Below are 406 nucleotides of genomic sequence, written 5' to 3' on the forward strand. Positions count from 1 at the left end.
ATATTGTTTACCTGAGAATAATCGGTGAGAAGCAGGGCGATATTTCTTCAGGCTGTGGGACGTATGCGTCGGTTGGTAATCGCTGGCAGGTTGGCCATGAAGATGAAATTTTTGCCTTTGCACTCACCAACGCCATTACCAGTACTGGTAATGGCGTTAATCTACAGGGGCTACAATTTTGCAAACTCATTGATAAAAGCTCACCGCTACTGTCTAATGCCATCAATCAGAATGAGCGGTTATTTATTGAAATCGATTTGTATCGTATAAATAAAAGCGGGCGATGGGAACGGTATTATTATATTCAGCTAAGAAATGCTTCATTAACTGCTATTCATGTAAACATTTCTGACAATAATCTTCCTACCGAATGTGTAACTGTCGATTATGACTACATATTATGTAA

Annotated in this window: 1 protein-coding gene; it reads left to right on the forward strand. The window is 39.2% G+C overall.

Annotated elements, in window-relative coordinates:
- A partial coding sequence (gene tssD, locus GVL50_RS28615; protein WP_159815861.1) for a type VI secretion system tube protein TssD occupies window positions 1-406 on the forward strand: 406 nt, incomplete at both ends.

This window comes from Pseudomonas sp. 18058 (assembly GCF_902706155.1).
GTDB classification, from domain to species: domain Bacteria; phylum Pseudomonadota; class Gammaproteobacteria; order Pseudomonadales; family Pseudomonadaceae; genus Aquipseudomonas; species Aquipseudomonas rustica.